The following is a 15,684-nucleotide window of genomic DNA, read 5'->3' on the forward strand; positions in this document are numbered from 1 at the left end:
AACGCCGACGCTGCACCGCTTGTTCCCTGCCAGCCTACCCGGCGTGCGGTCCGGACAATGTCTGCCACGGCGAGTACCCTTTCGGGGTGCCTTCCGCGAACACTCCTGCCACCAAGACCGCCGCCAAGAACGCAGCCCAGGCCGGCCGCGACTACGAGGCCAAGCACCTGCTGGTACTCGAAGGGCTGGAGGCGGTGCGCAAGCGCCCCGCGATGTACATCGGCTCCACCGACACCAAGGGGTTGATGCACTGCCTGTGGGAGATCATCGACAATGCCATCGACGAGGCGCTGGGCGGCAGTGGTGATGAGATCGAGATCTACCTCAATGCCGACGGCTCGGTTCAGGTGGACGACCACGCCCGCGGCATGCCGGTGGACACCGAGCCGCGCACCGGGCTGAGCGGCGTCGAGGTGATCTTCACCAAGCTGCACGCCGGCGGCAAGTTCGGCGGCGGCGCCTACAACGCCACCGGCGGTCTGCACGGCGTCGGCGCCTCGGTGGTGAACGCCCTCAGCGCCCGCCTGGACGTGCAGGTGGACCGGGCGGGCAAGACGTATGAGATGAGCTTCCGGCGCGGCAAGCCCGGGGTCTTCGACGGCCCCGGGCCGGACGCCGAGTTCACCCCGCAGAGCGGCCTGCGCGTCGTCGGCAAGGCCAAGCGCGGCGTCACCGGCACCCGGGTGCGCTACTGGCCGGACCGGCAGATCTTCCTCAAGGACGCCCAGCTGAACGTTGACTCGCTGCTGGCGCGCGCCCGGCAGTCCTCCTTCCTGGTGCCCGGGCTGAAGTTCACCGTCACGGACCAGCGCGACGGCGCCAATGACGTCGAGGTCTTCCATCACCAGGGTGGGATCAGCGAGTTCTGTGACTACCTCAGCCAGGGCCAACCGCTGACCGACGTGCTGCGGCTGCAGGGCTCCGACGTGTTCACCGAAACGGTGCCGATGATGGACGCTGAGACGGGCGCCATGACCCCGCAGGACGTGGAGCGGGAACTGCACGTGGACATCGCGCTGCGCTGGAGCAATTCCTACGACACGACGGTCAAGAGCTTCGTCAACATCATCTCCACGCCCAAGGGCGGCACTCACGTCCAGGGCTTCGAACGCGCCCTGACCAGGACCTTCACCAAGGCGATGGAGGGCACCCGGCTGATGAAGGCCGGCGACGACATCATCAAGGACGACTGCCTGGAGGGTGTCACCGCGGTGGTCACCGTGCGGCTGGCCGAGCCGCAGTTTGAGGGCCAGACCAAGGAGGTGCTGGGCACCCCACCCGCCACCCGGATCGTCCAGCGCGTCGTGGAGCGGGAGCTGGGGGAATTCCTGGGATCCTCCAAGCCGGCGCTGAAGTCGCAGGCCCGGCAAGTGATGGAGAAGGTGATCGGGGCGTCGCGGACCCGCGTCGCAGCCCGGGCTCACAAGGAGAACCAGCGACGCAAGAATGCGCTGGAGAGCTCCAGCCTGCCGCCCAAGCTGAAGGACTGCCGCAGCAACGACTCCGAGCTGACTGAGCTGTTCATTGTCGAGGGTGACTCGGCGCTGGGCACCGCCGGCCGTGCCCGCAATTCCGAGCACCAGGCGCTGCTGCCGATCCGGGGCAAGATCCTCAACGTGCAGAAGGCCTCGGTGGGGGACATGCTCAAGAATGCCGAGTGCGCCGCCATCATCCAGGTGGTGGGGGCCGGCTCCGGGCGCACCTTCGACGTGGACCAGGCCCGCTATGGCAAGGTGATCTTCATGGCCGACGCCGACTCCGACGGCGCCCACATCCGTTGTCTGCTGGCCACCCTCTTCTTCCGCTACATGCGGCCGATGGTGGAGGCCGGCCGGGTCTACTCGGCCGTACCGCCACTGCACCGCTTCGAGCTGACTAATCCCAAGCGCGGGATGGACAAGTACATCTACACCTATTCCGATGCCGAGTACCAGCGAAAGATGGCCGAGCTGACCAAGAAGGGGATCAACTTCAAGGAACCGCAGCGCTACAAGGGCCTGGGCGAGATGGACGCCGACCAGCTCAAGGAGACCACGATGGACCCCCGGCATCGGGCGCTGCGCCGGATCACCGTCGACGACGCCGAGGCCGCCGAGCGCACCTTCGAGATCCTGATGGGCAATGAGGTGGCCCCGCGCAAGGAGTTCATCGTCGAGGGCGCCTACCGCCTGGACGCAGAGCAGATCGACGCCTGAGCCTTGCCAGCGAGCTCCATAGCGAATATCGTTAATAACGAAATTCGCTATGGAGGGAGTTGTCGTGGAACTTTCGGAGCACCGGGGCCAGGTCCGTCAGGGACGTCTGGACGGACCCAGCATCATGGCCCTCATTTTCGCAGGGATCGTGCTGCTGTACGCGGCAGGCAATGCAGTGGCCGTAGTCATGGCGGGCGAGGTGGGCCTGCGCGTCCAGAATGGCGGCGGTGAACTGGCGCTGGCGAACCTACCGGCGGGTGTGGCGCTCGTCTGGCCCTACCAGCTCTCCGTCCCGGTGGCGCTGGCTCCGCTGGGCAGTGTGGTGCTGCTCAAGCTCGCCGAGGCACTCATCCCGCTGCTGTGGGGCGGGGTACTGCTCGGGATCGGGCTGCTGCTCAGGGAGGCCTCCCACGTGGACACCATCTTTGACGGGGGAGTGGCGCGTCGTGTCGCCACCGTTCGCTGGCTGTTGGTGGTGCTCGCCGTCGTGCCCTACGGACTGCGGGTGCTGGGCTCCAACTGGGTCCTCGGGAGCCTGGGTACTGGCTTGTCCACGTCCACCAGGTTGGGTGACATGTTCATCCCGTTGTTCGGCTTCTACCTGTGTCTGGCCTTCGAGTTCGTCCTGCGGCGTGGCGAGGAGCTGCAGGGTGAGCTCGACGAGGTGATCTGATGCCGGCCGACGAACACCGCGTCGTCTGCCACATCGACGAACTGCTCACGGCGCGCGGGATGACGCTCACCGAGCTGGCCGAACGGGTCGGGTTGAGCGTGGTGAACCTGTCCATCCTGAAGAACAACCGCGCCAAGGCGGTCAGGTTCACCACGCTCACCGCGCTGTGCGACGCGCTGGGCTGTGCCCCGGGGGACCTGTTCAGCGTCGACGAAGGGTGAGCAGACCCGTCAGGCTCAGGCCAGGACTTCGGCGATCTTGGCCAGCGAGTCATCCAGCTGGGACTCGACGGCGAACTTCTCCTTGGCCATGGCCTGGATCTGCGGATCGGTGATCTCGCTGGGATCGTAGGTCAGCGTGAGCTTGGTGGTGCCGGCATCGACGGGCTCCAGCTCGTAGAGCCACTTGGAACCCACCTCGACATCCTTGGTCACATTGCGCTTGTTCTGCCAGCCGATCACCCGGCCGTCGACGAAGGCGAAAACCTCGTTGTCGGTCTGGTACTCGGATCCGTCGGCCTTGACCATGTTCATCCGGAAGGTGTCGCCGACGGCCTTGAGCCGCTCACCCTTGTCGGTGGAGACGACGGAGCCGGCCGGGTCGGTCTCGGCATGCCGCGCCGGGTTGCTGAGCAGGTCGAAGATGTCCTGCGGGGCGGCGGAAATCTCGCGGCTGGCGGTGGTCTTGGTGATCTCGGTCATGTCTCCACGCAACCATGCCCGGGGCCCGGCTTCCAGCACTTTCGCGGGTGGCGGACACCCATTGGTCACCTGGTGCGGCTAGCGTGCCCCTGTGACCACCCCGATCAACACCGCCCCGAGCGGCACCGCGCTGGACGAGACCCCGGCTCCCCGGAAGGTCGTCGCGGCGTGGAGCGCCTATGACTTCGGCGGCAATGCCTTCAACACCGTGATGCTGAGCTTTGTCTACTCGGTCTACGTCACCGGGACGGTGGCCGACGACCCGGCGCACGGGCAGGTGGTCTGGTCCAACTTCCAGACCATCGCCGGGCTGGTGCTGGCCCTGTTGGCGCCGCTGATGGGGGCCTGGGCGGACCGGGTGCGGCGTCGTCGGCTGATGTTGGCGGTCTCCACCCTGATCACCGTCACAGCCATGGCCGGCTGCTTCTTCGTCAAGCCGGAGAATGCCTACCTGCTGCTGGGTGCGGGGCTGCTCTCCTTCGCCAGCGTCAGCCAGGACATCGCGGGCGTCTTCTACAACGGGATGCTGCCGCACGTCTCCACCCCGAAGACGGTCGGCCGGATCTCCGGCACCGCCTGGGCGCTGGGCTACCTGGGCGGCGTGGTCTGCCTGGTGGCGGCCCTGTTTGGCTTCATCCTCAAGGGCGGTCTGCTGGGCCTGCCCACCGACGCCGCCTTCAACGTGCGCTGCGTGGCGCTGTTCTGTGCGGTCTTCATGCTGGCCTTCAGCCTGCCGATCATGATCCTGGGGCCCGACGGCGAACCCCGGCCGGGGGAGCGGTTCAGCGTCGGCGCCGCCTACCGCGACATCGGCCGTCGCCTGGCCCGGATGTGGCGCGACGAGCGCGGCCTGCTGCACTTCCTGGTCTCCGCGGCCATCTACCGCGACGGGCTGAACGCCGTCTTCGCCTTCGCCGGCGTGATCGCCGCCAGCGCCTACGGCTTCAGCAAGGAGGAAGTGATCTACTTCGGCCTGGCCGCCAGCGTCTCGGCCGCCCTGGGCACCTGGATCTTCGGCCGGCTGGACGACAAGCTGGGCCCGCGGCCGGTGATCCTGGCCAGCCTGGCCGCCATCATCGGCTTCGGGCTGGCAATCGTCGTCGCCAACCGCACCGACGTCTTCTGGGTTGGCGGGATGTTGATCAGCTTCATGGTGGGGCCGGTGCAGTCGGCCAGCCGCACCCTGCTCACCCGGATCATCCCCGAGGGCGAGGAGAACGAGACCTTCGGCCTGTACGCCACCGTCGGCCGGGTGGTGAGCTTCATCGCCCCCGCCCTGATTGGGCTGTTCACCGCCGCCTTCGGGGTGCGCTGGGGAATCATGGGGATCGTGGTGACCCTGGCGCTCGGGTTGGCCGCCTTCTGGCCGCTCCGGATCGCCGGCGTGACGCACGGGAAAAGATGAGGAGATCATCGAATTTCCAAGTATTCTTCGAGCGCGACCCTTTCATCTCTAGAGAGGCTGAGGCCAGAAAGTCGGTCCTTATCTTCCCCAACGGCATCCTGCACCGGGTACTGAATCTGTTCTATGGTCTCTGCTCGATCAGGTTGATTGTGGCGAAAGAGCTGAATTGCGGATTCAACGAAGGGTTGGTCTTTGCGGCATAAGAGCTTGAGCGCGAAGGCGCCACCCAAGCTACTTAATCCGGATGCTGGCGAGATTTCTCCGCTGCAGCCTTCAGCGCCGAGTCGCCCCAGAGAGCCTGCTAGATCGTCGATGTTCCCCGAAGCAAGATACCGTGAAAGCGGCGCGAGAATTTCAGGGGATAGCTGTGAACGAGTAGGTGGGGGAGTTTTCAACTGAATCCCGAAAACAGCGGCTACTACGTAGTGACATAGGCTTGGTGACCCGATCTCTGATTCACCAAATGGTCCAGTTGTAAATATCTCGCCAGGTAAGGCAAATATTGTTTCTTCTGGATGGATATCTCCCAAACAAATAGATCGAAGGATATCTGACTGGCGAAGTGATTCTCTGGGGAGACAATCGATCAGGTTAGAACGGGTTTGAGAGAAGGAATTATCGAGATTATCCCAGCCGTTCCAGGGCGAGAAATCTTCCGAGAGTTCTCGCGATCGCTCCGCTTCTTCGAACTCTACTGCTGCGGCGATGTATTGAAAGTTGGAAACCAAGCTGAACGTCGTCTCAGGATCACTGCTTGAGAGCTTTTCGAGAAGATCCTCGAGCAGGTGGGTATAGTGAGCGGTTTCGTCGCTCTTTACTCGGCGGAACCCACGAAGCAATTCCCCGCATTCTAGCAGCGTCTTCCGAGGGGGATTGGTTGACCGAATGAGTGTCCCATGAGCCGCTCCACCCTGTTTGAACCTCATGGCCATCTGCTGGAGGATGCATAGGAAGAGCCTAGCTCGTTGATCTACGGAGCACTTTCGAAGGATGTGAAGGCTGGATGCGACATACTCTGCGAGCCTCGAGGATATTGAGTACTCCTCAGCCTCGCCGTGCTCCTCGATACGTCCTAGCGCACAGGCCATGACATCTTCGGATCGAGGTCGTGATGATCGACAGTACATTTCGAGCGCCAAGTCCGCCACGACACTACCGGTGGAATTAATTATGAGCGGCTCGATTTGTGTCCAGAGATCCTCACCGCAGCCAGAGTTGTTTGCTATCGACTCTGCGGCGAAGAACTCAAGAAATGTTCTGTGGGTGAATCTAAGGTAGGCGTCTTGGTGGTCGGTGCCGACCTTCGTCAGAATCCAACGCCGGCCGGACCAAATCTGCAAGGCCGCTCTGCTGAAGCTCATCGCGTCCGCTAATTTCGTTCCCGGCTCCAACAGGTAGAATTCTTCGAGTTCATCGATTAGCCATTTCTCCGTGAACTCTTCTTCTCCCTCGCGGAACACTTTCAGTGCGAATTCGTCGATGGCTTCGCGTGTTCTCGTCTCATCAGGAACGAGAACCTCTATGCCACGGCTGGCGTCCCAATCTGAATAAAGCAAGTCGGCGCACTTGCTATAGAGGTCCAGTCGGCCCTCGGGTAAACGCTTTCCCTGCAGATGCATACTGCAAAGCAATCCCAGCATAAGAGGGTTCTTGCGCAACTCGGACATGGGAAGGGATTGGCGGAGGAACTCGGAGCTGCGACGATGGTTCGGATCGTCGGCGAAGAACTCAAAATACTGGTGCGTAAACTGAGCTATCTGCTGTTCGTTCAACTCTTGGAGTCGCCATAATTCAAAAGCGCTTCCCAGGGGCGCTTCAAAGTATCCTTGAATTCTGGTCGACACAACGAAATTATTGATCGCATAGATTGTGCAGAAGGATGATATTTTCGCGGAGATCTTCTTTCGGAGGCGCACGTCAATAACCTCGTCGAGGCCATCGAGGAAGAGGGTGACTCGACCGGTTTGCAGCAAGTATCGTATCGTGTTAACGCCGACTTCGACATCCATGGCATTAATGGTTTCATGGATGAACTCGATCAGCTGGAGGTTTGGATTTGTTTCCAAATCCCGAGCGAGGTGTCGAAGTTCTAGCAGGATAGGAATCGAGTCCGTTGCGCCTGTGATTACTGCGCTACTCAGAGTCCACGCGCAATATCGAATCTCGGTGGTCTTCCCTTCACCGGGGTTTCCAGCGATTATCAGTCTGCAGGACCCATCCATGAGTCTCAGTAGCGAATCGCTGTGGATCTCTTCGGATATCAAGGTGCGATCAATTCTGATTTCGGAGATTGGCCCCCGATGTGACCCCCCGATTCCGGGAACCTCAATCTCGCGGAGCCCGAGTTCGGTTGCCACAGCAAGACGCGTGATCTGCTCCCTGACGTCAATGGGGAAGTCAAGAGCAAGGTTTCGTAAGGCTTGGGCGTTCTTTCCGAGCGTCGCAATTGGGCGTAACTGCGCCTGTCGTTTGTAGTGTCTTGTAACCAAGGACCAGAGTTCTCGGTCCTTCTTTGCCAGTCGCTGTAGACGTTGTTCGATGAGGTTGTATGTCGTGGTAGTGATAGCTTGACATGCCTTCGTATGAAAGGCGAATGTTTGTCTGTCAAATAGACCAAATAGCGCCGCTCCATTCTCGGTTAACGGATTACGCTTCTGTTCACTGTTGATCGAATTTGGAGCGCCAATGGCGTAGGTGGCTATGAGTGCCAGGAAGACTTTTCCTTCTGGTGCTTGCAGAAATTGATTGCAGCGTTCAGCTTCTGCGATGGACACGCCCATCTCCGAGAGGCTTGCGGTATAAGACAGTGCGTCTTCGCGCGGGTCCTGACGTTCCAGTATCTCCAGTATCTCCATGGCTGATTCTTGGGAGTTCCGCCTTGAGTGTGCTGGGACTGCAGTGATCAGAACATCGGCCAGAATGGTAAGTACTGCTTCTCCGATAGCCATGTGTTCAGTCCTTTCGATCTGATTGCAATGGCTTGAGAAGACTTGAGGGCTGCTGAGCGAGGCGTAGCTGTGCGGTGTCAGCCTAGGTCTTCAGTTGCTCTCGAGCTTCTGGTGACCGGCCTGAGAATACTGGAATTCGCAGGCCGAGAATCAGATCAGTGGATCTGGGTCAGCTTGCCGCTGTCCACGTCGTAGATGAAGCCGCCGATCTTGGTGCGGGCCTTGATTGCCGGATGGGAGCGCAGCAGCCGGACGTCGAAGTCCAGGGTGCGTTCCTGTTGCGGATTGGCGCCGAAGGTCATGCCGCGCAGGTCCATCTTGCTGGCCTCGATGATCTTGTCGGCGACCTCCTCGTCGGTGCCCGAGGCCATCGCGCAGCGGGTGTGCTGCACCACCATGATCCGGTTCACGTTCAGCAGGTGCGATCCGACGATGCAGCCGGTGAGCACGTCCGGGGTCACCCGACCGCCGGGGCTGCGCAGGATCTTGGCGTCGCCCAGCTTCAGCCCGAGCATGCCCAACGGCTCGATCCGGGAGTCCATGCAGGTCAGCACCAACACCCCGGCCCTGGCGATGCCATCGAAGCCGCCGTCGTTGAAGGTCTCCGCGTAGCGGTCATTTGCTTCCAGTAGATCGTTGAAATCACCCATGGGAAAAACCTACTGCCGCCGGGGCTGGCCCGGCGGCAGTGTTCAGCAGAAAATCATCGCGCAGTCGAACAGCTCAGATCAGGGTGTCCTGTTCCGGGTCCCCGGCCGACTGCTCGGCGATCTCGTCCTGCCTGTCGTCTGCGGTCTGGGCGGCCTCGTCGGCGCTGGTCCGCTGGCCCACCTCCCGGCTGGCCACGGCGGCGATCGGCTGCAGGGTCGGCGTCCCGGAGCCATCCCGACGCCCGGTGGCCGGCGGCAGGTCGATCGCGGAACCGCTGGTGGCCGCGGCGATGGCGGGATTGGGGCCCACCCAGCCGAGCACGAGGGCATCCTCGCCCTTCAGGAAGCGGTGGCAGCGCACGCCGCCGGTGGCTCGGCCCTTGGCGGGATACTCGTCGAAGGGGGTCAACTTCACCGAGCCCACCTCGGTGCCGGGGATGGCATCCGACGATCCGGAGACGGTCACCAGCACCGCGTCGTGGGTGGGGGTGGCGCCGAACCAGACGGCCCGGCAGTCCTTGCCCAGCTTGATCCCGGCCACGCCGCCGCCCGATCGGCCCTGCGGCCGGACCAGCGAGGCGGGGAAGTGCAGCAGGCTGGCGTCGCTGGAGACGAAGACCAGGTGGTGGTTGGCGTCGGTGAGTTCCACCGCGCCCACCAGCTCGTCGCCGTCGTCCAGCCGGATGATCTCCCAGGAGTCCTTGTTCAACACATCGGGATTGACCCGCTTCACCACGCCCTTGCGGGTACCGACGGCCAGACCCAGCGAGTGCGGATCCAGCGTGGTCAGAGCCAGCGGCCGTTCGCCCTTGTCAAAGCTGTACAGTTCCGACGCGCGGGAGCCGCCCTTGAGATTGGGTGAGCTGGCGGTGGCAACGACGGTAGGCAATTCGATCGCCCGGGCCCGGATCAACCGGCCGTGGTTGGTGATGACCCCGAATTCGGCGTGGCTGGTGGCGCGGATGGCGGAGACGATCACGTCGTGCTGCGCCCGGCCACCGCCGACGCTGATCTCATCGGCGGTGTCCATCCGGGCCAGCAGCCCGGCGGAACTCATCATCACCCAGCAGGGCTCGTCGGGCACCTCCAGCGGGGTGGCCTTGGCGCTGGTCACCTCGCCGGAGGAGGCGAGCAGCACGGTGCGGCGCGGGTCGCCATAGGTCTTGGCCACCTCGGCCAGCTCGGAGCTGACCAGCTTGCTGAGGACGTCGTGGTTCTCGATGATCTCGGTCAGCTGCTCGATGGTGCGCTGGAGTTCCTCACGCTCCTTCTCCAGCTCGATCACGCTGAACTTGGTCAGCCGGCGCAGCGGGATGTCCAGGATGTCATTGGCCTGCACCTCAGTGAGTTCGAAGGCATCCATCAACCGGGTTCGGGCCTCGGCGACGTCGTCGGAGCTGCGGATGATGGCGATCACGTCGTCGATGTCGACGATGGCCAGCAGCCGCCCCTCGACGATGTGCAGCCGGTCGGTGGCCTTGGACAGCCGGAACTGGGTGCGGCGCAGGGTCACGTCGAAGCGGTGCTGGAGGTAGACCTCCATCAGCTCCTTGAGCCCCATGGTGCGCGGCTGGCCGTCCACCAGCGCCACATTGTTGATGCCGAAGGAGTCCTCCAGCTTGGTGCTCTTGTACAGCTGCTGCAGGATTGCCTCGGGGTTGATCCCGTTCTTGACCTCGATCACCAGCCGGGTGTGGTTGTTGATGTCGGACAGGTCCTTGATGTCCGCAATACCGGTGATCTTCTTGCCCTGCACCAGGGTCTTGACCTGCTCGATGATCTTCTCCGGGCCCACCGCGTAGGGCAGCTCGGTGACCACGATTCCCTTGCGACGCGGGGTGACCTGCTCGATCCGGGCGGTGGCGCGGATCTTGAAGGAGCCGCGGCCCGTGGCGTACGCGTCGGCGATGCCGTCCAACCCGATGATCTTGCCGCCGGTGGGCAGGTCCGGGCCGGGGATGAAGCGCATCAGCTCGGCCAGCTCGGCGTCGGGGTGCTTGATCAGGTGCCGCAACCCCTGCACCACCTCCACCAAGTTGTGTGGCGGCATGTTGGTGGCCATGCCCACCGCGATGCCGGTGGCGCCATTGACCAGCAGGTTGGGGAAGGCCGACGGCAGCACAGAGGGCTCGTCCTGCTTGCCGTCGTAGTTGGGCTTGAAGTCGACGGTGTCCTCGTCGAGCCCGCCGGTCATCGCCATCGCGGAGGGGGCCATCCGGCACTCGGTGTAACGCATTGCGGCCGGGCCGGCGTCCAGCGAGCCGAAGTTGCCGTGCCCGTCGATCAGCGGCAGCCGCATCGACCAGGCCTGCGCGGTGCGCACCAGAGCGTCGTAGATTGCGGTGTCGCCGTGCGGGTGCAGCTTGCCCATCACCTCACCGACGACGCGGGCGCTCTTGACGTGCGACTTCTCCGGCCGGATGCCCATGTCATCCATCGAGTAGAGGATGCGCCGCTGGACCGGCTTGAGGCCGTCGCGGGCGTCGGGCAGCGCCCGGGCGTAGATCACCGAATAGGCGTACTCGAGGAAGCTGGCCTCCATCTCGCTGGAGACGTCGACGTCGATGATGCGTTCGGTGAAGTCCTCATCGTTGTCGTCGGTGGGACGGCTCTTCCTGGTGGCCAAGGCGGGGTGCTCCTTCAATCACGTGACCCCACATTCTCGCCGATCAGCGGCGAGGCGACGAATCAGGCACGCCGGTCGTCCCCCAGCACCTCGCGCAGCAGCGGCCACAGCGTGTCCCCGTCGGGGGCTCGCACCTCGGGCGTCTGGTGCGGATCCCACGTCACCTGGTCATCGTCGGCCAGCACCGTGGTGGAGCCGTGCGCCAACACCTGCTCGGTCATGGACAGCTCCCGCAGGGCGATGGCCCGGACATGGGCCGGCTGCAGCTCGGCGAACTCGCGGTAGAGGCGGGGGTCGTGCTGGCCGTCATCGCCCACCAGCACCCAGCGGATGTTCGGGAAGTCCCGGGCCAGCTCCCGCAGGGACTGCCGCTTGTGGTCCGGGCCACTGCGGAACCAACCGGTGTTCGTCGGCCCCCAGTCGGTGAGCAGCATCGCGCCGGTGGGAAAGCCGTGCCGTTCCAGAAAACGGCTGAGGAAGGGGTGGGTGTTCCAGGAGCCGGTGGAGACATAGATCACCGGCGCGCCCGGGTGCTCGGCCAGCAGCTGCTGGTACATCCGGGCCATCCCGGGCACCGCGCGTCGACCCTCCTCGGTGACGACGAAGGAGTTCCAGGCCGCGATGAACAGCCGGGGAAGAGAGGTGGAGATCACGGTGTCATCCAGGTCACTGACCAGCCCGAAGGTCTCCTCATTGGACACCACCTGGATGGGCACCTTCTTGGCCCGGCCGTCCTGGGTGACCACCTCGGCCTCGTGCTCGCCGGGTTCCAGACCCTCGATCCGCAGCCGCACGTCCACGTAGCCGCCGCGGTCCGCGCGGACCTCCACCTGGGAGCCGCGCAGCCGGACCGTCACCTCGGCCCGCGGCACGGGGACCGCGACGAAGTTGCGCCAGCCGCGCTGGGTGAGGAAGGAGTCGGCCGCAATCCCCAGCTGGGTCTGCGGCTCGGCTGGCCGCTGGACCACCCGCGCCAGGACTCGCACGTGGTCCTGTGTTCCGTAGCCACGGAAGGGAATGACGCTGGGCCGCCAGTGGGCCTTCTCCAGCCGGGAACTGACCCGTCGGGTCACGAATTCCTCGGCGCGCGCCCCGATGAACGGTCTGGTCGACATGCGACCGACTGTACCGACATGGGAGCATGGGCGGGTGAATCCCGTCATGCTGCCCACCGACCTGCGCCGTGAGATCGACGACTGCGGGTACTTCCCGGAGTTCATCGCGGATTCGGTGGCGCTGGCCCTGGGCGACGAGGAGGTGGTCAGCCACCTGGTGCACCACGAGGCCAGCTTCGCCAACGAGCAGATCTCGCGCCACGTCACCGTGATCGTGGTCACCGCCACCCGGATGCTGGTGGTGCACACCGACGACGGCCCGCCGGTAGATTCGCTGGGACGTCCCACCACCACCGGCCAGGCGATCACCTCTTGTGAGGCGATGCCGCTGGGCAACCTGGGGCAGGTCTCGCTGTCCCGTTCGGTGGCCAACCCGCAGGACTTCGGCGGCCCGGACTCCCCGGTGATCGAGACCTGGCTCACCCTGGGCTGGGGCACCATGCGTCGGATCGACCTGGAGCCCGCCAGCTGCCCGGACCCGACCTGTGAGGCCGACCACGGCTACACCGGCAGCGTGATCGGTGACGACATCACCATCCGGATGAGCGCCGCCGCGGACGGGGCGGACAAGGTGGCCCGGTTGGTGGACTTTGCCACCAGCCTGCAGCGACTCACCGGACGGACCCGATGAGCCTTCCCCCGGACTTCGTGCTGCCGGGCTATGGGCATTCGACGCTGAGTGACCTGCTGCCCGCCGTCGGTGCCCACCTGGGGGTTCCCGGTTGCCAGTCCGACCCCCTGGGCCTGCCCGCGGCCTCTCGCTATGTGCTGCTGCTGGTGGACGGCTTGGGGCACCACCTGCTGCAGGCCTGCCTGCGGCACACCGACTACTTCGCGGAGGTCTTCGGCGACGCTGTCCGGCTGACCAGCGGCGTGCCGTCCACCACCGCCACCTCACTGACCTGCTTGGGCACCGGTCTGCGCCCCGGGGAGCACGGCATGGCCGGCTACTCCTTCCTGGACCCCAGCGGGAGACACGCCATGAATGCGCTCACCTGGGAGGGGGGCCCGGCCGATCCGGTGGCCTTCCAACCCCGCGACACCATGTTCCAGCGCGCCGCGGCGGCGGGCGCGGCCGTGGCCAGCATCGCGCCGGTGCGCTTCGAGGAGACCGGCCTGACCCGCGCGGCGCTGCGCGGCCCCGGCTTCCACGGTTGTGAGGAGTCCGACCACGCCGAGCGCATCAGGCAGACCGTGGCGGCCAGCCGCCGCGCGGAACGCAGCCTGGTCTACGTCTACGAACGCTCGCTGGACCACACCGGGCACGGCAAGGGCGTCGCCTCCCAGGCCTGGCTGGACACCCTGGCCAGCGTCGACGGCTTTGCCCGGCAACTGCGCGAGGCCCTGGATGACGACGTCTGCCTGCTGATCACCGGTGACCACGGGATGATCGACGTGCCCACCGAGCGGCAGTTGCTGGTGGAGGACCATCCGGCGCTGCTGCGCGGCGTGCAGCTGCTGGCCGGGGAGGGCCGGTTGCGCCAGCTGTGGACCGAACCGGGCGCGCAGCTGGCGGTGGCGCGTCGGTGGGCGACGGAGCTGGGGGAGCGGGCCGTGGTGCTGACCCGACAGGAGGCCGTCGAGGCCGGCTGGTTCGGCCCGCTGGACCCGGCGCTGGAGAAGCGCTTCGGCGACGTGTTGGTGGCGATGCGCCAGGACTGGGCCGTGATGTCGCGTGCACTGGAGCGCGAGCTGAGCCTGGTGGGGCAGCACGGCTCCCTGACCGCCGATGAGATGGTGGTGCCGCTGCTGGTGGACCACCCCGCCAGCTGGTGAACGGGAGGATGGTGCATGGCTGAGCTGGTCTTCTTCACCGGCCCGATGGACTGCGGCAAGTCAACGCTGGCGCTGCAGATGGACTACACCCAGAGCTCGCATGACCGGGTAGGGCAGCTGTTCACCCGCTTCGACCGGGCCGGCGAGGCGGTCATCACCAGCCGGATCGGGCTCTCGGCCGCGGCCATTGAGGTGGACGACGAGTTCAGCTTCTGGACACATGTCGTCGCTCACCTCACCGCCGGTGGCCGGCTGGACTACGTCATCTGCGACGAGACCCAGTTCTTCGTCCCCAGCCAGATCGACGAGCTGGCCCGGATCGTCGACGAGCTCGGCATCGACGTGTTCGCCTTCGGCATCCTCAGCGACTTCCGCACCGAGATGTTCCCCGGTTCCAAGCGGCTGGTGGAGCTGGCCGACCGGGTGGAACAACTGCAGGTGCAACCCTTGTGCTGGTGCGGGGCCCGGGCCACCCACAATGCCCGCACCGTCGACGGGGTGATGGTCACCGAGGGCAGCCAGGTGGCGGTTGGCGACGTCGCCGGCACCCACACCGGCCCGCAGCTCACCATTCGCTACGAGGTGCTCTGCCGCAAGCACCACCGCCAGCAGCTGACCAAGGCGCGCTCCGGCCAGGAGCTGCACCCCGACCAGTTGCCCTTCGACAATCCCTCCGCGGACAGGCAGGAGCCGTGATGAATCCCCTGATCAGTGCCCGGGGCCTGGCGCAGGAGCTCGCTGACCCGAGGCCGCCGGTGGTGATCGACGTCAGCTACCAGCTGGGCCGGCCCGGCTGGGGGCGCGAGCAGTACGACGCGGGTCATGTGCCCGGTGCGCATTTCGTCGACGTGGAGACCGAGCTGTCCGCGCACCGTCCCGACGGCGGCGGGCGGCATCCGTTGCCCACTCCGGAGGCCTTCCAGCGGGTGATGCGGCGCTGCGGCGTGCGCCTGGGCCGCGACGTGGTGGTGCTTGACCAGGGCACCATGCTGGCCGCGGGCCGGTTGTGGTGGCTGCTGCGCCACCACGGGCACGACGCCGTCCGGGTGCTGGACGGTGGGATGGCCGCCTGGCGGCGGGCCGGGGGAGCGGTGACCACCGAGCCCACCCCGGAGGGCGCCGGGGACTTCGTCGCCGGTCCTGGGCGGCTGCCCACCGTCGACGCCGACCAGATCCCGTCGGCGCTGGCCACGGGTCGCCGGCTGTTCGACGTGCGTGCAGCCGAGCGCTATGCGGGGCTGAACGAGCCGATCGACCCGGTGGCCGGACACATCCCGGGGGCCGTGAACCTGCCCGCCGGGCGGCTGCTGGCCGAGGGTGGTGGCTTTGCGCCCGTCGAGGTGCTGCGGCGCGAGTTGGCCGAGGTCCGTCCGGGCGACATCCTGAGCTGCGGCTCGGGGTTGACGGCCAGCCAGGTGGCGCTGGCCTGCGAGGCGGTCGGCACCCGGGATGTCGCGATCTATCCGGGGTCATGGTCCGACTGGATCACCGAGCCCACCCGCCCGGTGGTGTCAGAGGCCGCGGGAACCTGACAGACTGGGGGCCGAACCAGCTTCCAGTGATGGGCAGCGCCAGATTTTGCAATGCCGCCACAG

The 15,684-nt window shown here is 65.2% G+C and carries 13 protein-coding genes; 8 read left to right on the top strand and 5 right to left on the bottom strand.

The features are described from left to right. The first annotated feature begins 86 nt into the window (after positions 1–86). From AAEX60_RS06205 to AAEX60_RS06215, 3 genes are all read left to right on the top strand, one after another. A complete protein-coding gene (locus AAEX60_RS06205) occupies positions 87–2,195 on the top strand; it encodes a DNA gyrase/topoisomerase IV subunit B (RefSeq protein WP_342101950.1) in 2,109 nt (702 codons plus the stop codon). A 64-nt stretch (positions 2,196–2,259) separates the two neighbouring features. Continuing rightward, positions 2,260–2,868, top strand: a complete 609-nt coding sequence (locus AAEX60_RS06210) for a hypothetical protein (protein WP_342101951.1) — start codon at positions 2,260–2,262, stop codon at positions 2,866–2,868. Then, complete coding sequence (locus AAEX60_RS06215; RefSeq protein ID WP_342101952.1) at positions 2,868–3,089, top strand: helix-turn-helix domain-containing protein; 222 nt, start codon at positions 2,868–2,870, stop codon at positions 3,087–3,089. The genes AAEX60_RS06210 and AAEX60_RS06215 overlap by 1 nt, the downstream gene beginning before the upstream one ends. 15 nt (positions 3,090–3,104) lie before the next feature. Here the strand turns inward: AAEX60_RS06215 and AAEX60_RS06220 are convergent, their stop codons facing one another. Continuing rightward, positions 3,105–3,569 (bottom strand): SRPBCC family protein, encoded by a 465-nt coding sequence (locus AAEX60_RS06220; protein WP_342101953.1) that lies wholly within the window; start codon positions 3,567–3,569, stop codon positions 3,105–3,107. Between the two features lie 91 nt (positions 3,570–3,660). Here AAEX60_RS06220 and AAEX60_RS06225 point away from each other — a divergent pair, with 91 nt between their 5' ends. Further along, a complete protein-coding gene (locus tag AAEX60_RS06225) occupies positions 3,661–4,974 on the top strand; it encodes an MFS transporter (protein WP_342101954.1) in 1,314 nt (437 codons plus the stop codon). A 5-nt stretch (positions 4,975–4,979) separates the two neighbouring features. Here the strand turns inward: AAEX60_RS06225 and AAEX60_RS06230 are convergent, their stop codons facing one another. The 4 genes from AAEX60_RS06230 to AAEX60_RS06245 form a co-directional block, all read right to left on the bottom strand. After that, positions 4,980–7,922, bottom strand: a complete 2,943-nt coding sequence (locus AAEX60_RS06230; RefSeq protein ID WP_342101955.1) for an NACHT domain-containing protein — start codon at positions 7,920–7,922, stop codon at positions 4,980–4,982. A 155-nt stretch (positions 7,923–8,077) separates the two neighbouring features. After that, entirely contained in the window at positions 8,078–8,572 is a 495-nt protein-coding gene (locus tag AAEX60_RS06235) for a beta-class carbonic anhydrase (protein WP_342101957.1), read from the bottom strand. 73 nt (positions 8,573–8,645) lie between these two features. Further along, entirely contained in the window at positions 8,646–11,114 is a 2,469-nt protein-coding gene (locus tag AAEX60_RS06240; RefSeq protein WP_446721284.1) for a DNA gyrase/topoisomerase IV subunit A, read from the bottom strand. A 146-nt stretch (positions 11,115–11,260) separates the two neighbouring features. Continuing rightward, positions 11,261–12,313 (bottom strand): App1 family protein, encoded by a 1,053-nt coding sequence (locus AAEX60_RS06245; protein WP_342101959.1) that lies wholly within the window; start codon positions 12,311–12,313, stop codon positions 11,261–11,263. A gap of 46 nt (positions 12,314–12,359) precedes the next feature. Here AAEX60_RS06245 and AAEX60_RS06250 point away from each other — a divergent pair, with 46 nt between their 5' ends. The 4 genes from AAEX60_RS06250 to AAEX60_RS06265 are packed head-to-tail and all read left to right on the top strand — an operon-like array spanning position 12,360 to position 15,621. Then, entirely contained in the window at positions 12,360–12,944 is a 585-nt protein-coding gene (locus tag AAEX60_RS06250; RefSeq protein ID WP_446721285.1) for a DUF5998 family protein, read from the top strand. Continuing rightward, complete coding sequence (locus AAEX60_RS06255; RefSeq protein WP_342101961.1) at positions 12,941–14,089, top strand: alkaline phosphatase family protein; 1,149 nt, start codon at positions 12,941–12,943, stop codon at positions 14,087–14,089. The genes AAEX60_RS06250 and AAEX60_RS06255 overlap by 4 nt, the downstream gene beginning before the upstream one ends. A gap of 15 nt (positions 14,090–14,104) precedes the next feature. Next, positions 14,105–14,785 carry a thymidine kinase gene (locus AAEX60_RS06260; protein WP_342101962.1) on the top strand — a complete coding sequence of 227 codons (681 nt, stop codon included), beginning with the start codon at positions 14,105–14,107 and terminating at the stop codon, positions 14,783–14,785. Next, positions 14,785–15,621 (top strand): sulfurtransferase, encoded by an 837-nt coding sequence (locus AAEX60_RS06265; RefSeq protein WP_342101963.1) that lies wholly within the window; start codon positions 14,785–14,787, stop codon positions 15,619–15,621. The genes AAEX60_RS06260 and AAEX60_RS06265 overlap by 1 nt, the downstream gene beginning before the upstream one ends. The last annotated feature ends 63 nt before the right edge of the window (positions 15,622–15,684 follow it).

The sequence above is a fragment of the Luteococcus sp. H101 genome, assembly GCF_038433155.1.
GTDB lineage: Bacteria > Actinomycetota > Actinomycetes > Propionibacteriales > Propionibacteriaceae > Luteococcus.

Bases quoted from the DNA above. Each gene is read 5' to 3' on its own strand.
- AAEX60_RS06215 (WP_342101952.1), top strand. From the start codon at position 2,868: ATGCCGGCCGACGAACACCGCGTCGTCTGCCACATCGACGAACTGCTC.
- AAEX60_RS06220 (WP_342101953.1), bottom strand. From the start codon at position 3,569: ATGACCGAGATCACCAAGACCACCGCCAGCCGCGAGATTTCCGCCGCC.
- AAEX60_RS06230 (WP_342101955.1), bottom strand. From the start codon at position 7,922: ATGGCTATCGGAGAAGCAGTACTTACCATTCTGGCCGATGTTCTGATC.
- AAEX60_RS06235 (WP_342101957.1), bottom strand. From the start codon at position 8,572: ATGGGTGATTTCAACGATCTACTGGAAGCAAATGACCGCTACGCGGAG.
- AAEX60_RS06240 (WP_446721284.1), bottom strand. From the start codon at position 11,114: ATGGAGGCCAGCTTCCTCGAGTACGCCTATTCGGTGATCTACGCCCGG.
- AAEX60_RS06245 (WP_342101959.1), bottom strand. From the start codon at position 12,313: ATGTCGACCAGACCGTTCATCGGGGCGCGCGCCGAGGAATTCGTGACC.
- AAEX60_RS06250 (WP_446721285.1), top strand. From the start codon at position 12,360: ATGCTGCCCACCGACCTGCGCCGTGAGATCGACGACTGCGGGTACTTC.
- AAEX60_RS06255 (WP_342101961.1), top strand. From the start codon at position 12,941: ATGAGCCTTCCCCCGGACTTCGTGCTGCCGGGCTATGGGCATTCGACG.
- AAEX60_RS06260 (WP_342101962.1), top strand. From the start codon at position 14,105: ATGGCTGAGCTGGTCTTCTTCACCGGCCCGATGGACTGCGGCAAGTCA.
- AAEX60_RS06265 (WP_342101963.1), top strand. From the start codon at position 14,785: ATGAATCCCCTGATCAGTGCCCGGGGCCTGGCGCAGGAGCTCGCTGAC.